Consider the following 3,483-nt stretch of genomic DNA (forward strand, 5'->3'; position numbering starts at 1 on the left):
AACCGATACCACCAAAAGTCCTAAAATAAACCGTCGATGTTTTGATTGTTTCAACTTGGTTCGCCTCCTCGATATCATTATTCTGACTTACTATTCTACCATATTTCGTGACACAAAAAATGAGTGAACCCACAAAAACGTGAAATCACTCATTTTAAACACTATATTACTTTAATAAATAACTGAAACCAATTGCACCTGCACCAGTGTGCGTTGAGACAGTTGGTGAAGTTTGCTGAACCACAATCTTAACGTCTGGGAAAACTTCATTAACCTTGTCGGCTAGCTCCTGTGCTTCAACTGGGATACCTGCGTGTGAGATACCAATTGCTGCAACCCCATTAGGGGCTGCTTGCATTTGCTCAACAATCTTTTTCAGATAAGCTTTAGTTGACTTCGCCCCACGTCCCTTAACCTCAACGTTGATATTACCTTGCTCAATGTGAGCACCAACCTTGATATTTAAGACACCGGCAATAAACCCAGCTGTCTTCGATAGACGACCACCAGCTACTAAATTATCTAAATTAGAAACTGTCAGATACAGTTGCGTGTTATCACGAACGCGTTGTATTTCAGCCAAAACCGCTTCTTTCGAAGCGCCGGCCGCAGCCAACTTCGCAGCTGCCAAAACTTGGAATCCTTCCGCACGGTCGATAAATTCAGAATCTAGCGTTGTAATATCACCTTCAACCATTAATGCAGCTTGGCGTGCCGCGTCGGCTGTACCAGACAACCCCTTAGTCAAATGAATTGAAATAATCTGGGTCTCTGGATCGGCCGCCATAATTGACTCATACACTTCAGTAAAGTAACCAAGCGCTGGTTGTGATGTTTGTGGCAAATTCTTTGCCTCCGCCATCTTATCCATAAATTCGACACGAGATAGCGTCACACCATCCTGGTAAGACGTGCCATCAATTGTAATGCTCAATGGTACGATTTTAACATCAAATTCTGCGGCTTCTTCAGGTGTCAACATTGCTGTTGAGTCAGTAACAATTTTTACTTGGGCCATGTGATATAATCCCCGTTTATTTTTTATTAAGTACTTCCATTATGCCATTTTTATGGCTTTAGTTCAAGTTAATAAGGTTTAATAACCTGACAACTAGTATTTAAAACCATATATTTTAGTGTATAAAACAAAGGAGCATCAAATGATGCCCCTTCTTAATAAATGCAAAATATAAATTAGAGTGAATCTGGTTCACGAATCCAAGCCAGAGCCAATGCCCCAGCTCCCAGGTGAGTACCAATCACCGGTCCAAAATAAGTTAATTCAAATGGCATATCAGGGTGACGTTGTTGTAACTCATCGCGCCACTTTGCACCTGCTTCAGGTGCATTCGCATGAATTACCATGGCACGCAAGGGATATTTTGCCTCCGCGCGAGCCTGGTCAAACAACTCTTCTGCGCGGGCCATGGCTTTCTTCATTGAGCGTACCTTCTCAAAGGGCACAATATAATTTGAATCGTTATCAAACGTTAAAATTGGCTTGACCTTCAACATCGTTCCGATGATAGCAGAAGCATTTGACAAGCGACCACCACGTACCAAATTCTGTAGGTCATCCACAATAAAGTATTCATCCATTGTGGTAGCCATTTCATCCATCGTCGCAATGATGTCTGCAGGTTCAGCACCATTTTGAGCCATCTGAGCTGCCTTCATCACCAAGTGCCCCATTAAGCGCACTGTGATCTTTGAGTCATAACCAAACACTTGGAAGCCTGGCACAGCATCCGTTAGTCCAGCAACCGTATTCACAGTTCCTGAAATCGTTGCAGCTAGGTTAACAACGATTGCACCGTCATAACCATCCGCTTGCAACGACTCAAATAACGTAATCCATTCACCAACCGCTGGTTGTGATGTTGATGGGAAACTTGCGGACGTGGCTAGTTTCTCATAAAATTCGTCAGTCGTTAAATCGATACCTTCACGATAAACCGTTCCATCAATAATAACTGGAATAGGCATTACCTTGATATCAAGTGCAGCGACCTCGTCGTGGCTCAAATAAGCCGTCGAGTCCGTTACAATCGCAATTTTCATCTCAATAATCCTCTCAATTGTGTTTTAATCTGTTGTCTTCTTAGGCAATCGTAGGAAAATAACCAATCCAATCAAGAAAAGGATTGATAATGATCCAGCCGCGTATTGGACGCGACCCGTCGTTTGTGACACGATTCCAAAAATAGCAGGTCCGATAATCGCCGAGAACTTACCAAAAATATTGAAAAAGCCAAAAAATTCGCTACTTCGTTCCTTAGGTACAAGCTGACCAAGATATGACCGTGATAACGCCTGCATACCACCTTGTGATGAACCAACACCAAAGGCGAGTAACCAGAATTGATTAGGGTGATTAATAAAAATAGCAAATAATGTAATTCCGATGTAAATCAGCATCCCCATAATCAAAACATTTCGGTTACCAAACCGATTTGCCAACCATCCGTAGACAATTGAGAATGGAAAGGCAATTAGTTGTACAACTAGCAATACCACAATCAACTGGCCACTTGGAATTCCGATAGCCAAAGCAAAAGATGAGGCCATCGTAAAGATTGTATTAACTCCGTCGATATAAAAGAAGTAAGCAATCAGGAAGCCTGCTAACGCTGGATACTTTGGCAAAACGCGTAAGGTATGCCAAAGTCGCTTAAGTGACGCTTTAACCTGATGTTCAACCCGTGGCAACGCATAGGTTTGGCGCACATTTTTCATAAACGGTATTGTAAACACCGCCCACCAAATCGCTGATAGCACAAATGCGAACTCAACTGAGCCATAGCTCGAGAAAAAGCTACGTCCAAACATAAAAATGATGAACGGTACTAAGCCACCTAAATAGCCAAAGCCATACCCAGCTGAACTCACCATATCCATGCGTTTATCGGTCGTTACATCGGTAATGTAGCTATCGTAGAAAACATTTGCAGATGAGTACCCGATAAATGATACCACAAAGACAGCTAGCAAGAGAAACAGATTGTCACTCGGAACTGCTGTCAAAGCGAACGTGCCAAGCACACCCAAAGCCGTAAAGAAGTAGAACAACCGTCCCTTCATTCCTTGGAAATCTGCCAACGCACCTAATATTGGTGCCAACACCGCGCCAGCTAAGGTTGCGATGGAATTGGCATAGCCCCAATACGCCGTCGCGTGTGTCGCCGAAATACCGTTGTTGGCAGCCACCGATGTTAACCAAATCGGCAAAACCGCCGTTATCACGATAATGCCATAACCTGAATTCGCCCAATCATAAAAGATCCAGCTCCATTCAGTCTTACTAAATAATTTGCGCATCCATTACTCCTTAAACGCTTGATCGATTGTGTGACCAGCAATTGGGGTTTGGAACCGCAGATTTAGCAAGTGCGCCATTGTTGGCCCTTCGTCTGTTAAATCAACATCCAAGTCCAAAACTTGACCAGCCTTGATATCTGGCCCGTTTAAAATCAACGTCGTCGT

General features: G+C 43.2%; 3 protein-coding genes and 1 pseudogene. All 4 read right to left on the reverse strand.

What is annotated here, in order from left to right; translation table 11 throughout:
* Window positions 1–166: 166 nt before the first annotated feature.
* Window positions 167–1,018 carry a DegV family protein gene (locus WEIDD23_RS02125; protein WP_010373725.1) on the reverse strand — a complete coding sequence of 284 codons (852 nt, stop codon included), beginning with the start codon at window positions 1,016–1,018 and terminating at the stop codon, window positions 167–169.
* 176 nt (window positions 1,019–1,194) lie between these two features.
* On the reverse strand, window positions 1,195–2,061 hold the full coding sequence (locus WEIDD23_RS02130) for a DegV family protein (RefSeq protein WP_010373726.1): 867 nt from the start codon (window positions 2,059–2,061) through the stop codon (window positions 1,195–1,197).
* Between the two features lie 24 nt (window positions 2,062–2,085).
* Window positions 2,086–3,318: an MFS transporter gene (locus WEIDD23_RS02135; protein ID WP_010373727.1), complete on the reverse strand. Its 1,233-nt coding sequence runs from the start codon at window positions 3,316–3,318 to the stop codon at window positions 2,086–2,088.
* A gap of 3 nt (window positions 3,319–3,321) precedes the next feature.
* A pseudogene (locus tag WEIDD23_RS14350) lies at window positions 3,322–3,483 on the reverse strand (alkaline phosphatase family protein); the annotation flags it as partial.

The sequence above is a fragment of the Weissella sp. DD23 genome, from assembly GCF_001579105.1.
Taxonomy (GTDB): domain Bacteria; phylum Bacillota; class Bacilli; order Lactobacillales; family Lactobacillaceae; genus Weissella; species Weissella cibaria.

Coding starts and splice junctions, on each gene's coding strand:
- WEIDD23_RS02125 (WP_010373725.1), bottom strand. CDS start 1,018: ATGGCCCAAGTAAAAATTGTTACTGACTCAACAGCAATGTTGACACCT.
- WEIDD23_RS02130 (WP_010373726.1), bottom strand. CDS start 2,061: ATGAAAATTGCGATTGTAACGGACTCGACGGCTTATTTGAGCCACGAC.
- WEIDD23_RS02135 (WP_010373727.1), bottom strand. CDS start 3,318: ATGCGCAAATTATTTAGTAAGACTGAATGGAGCTGGATCTTTTATGAT.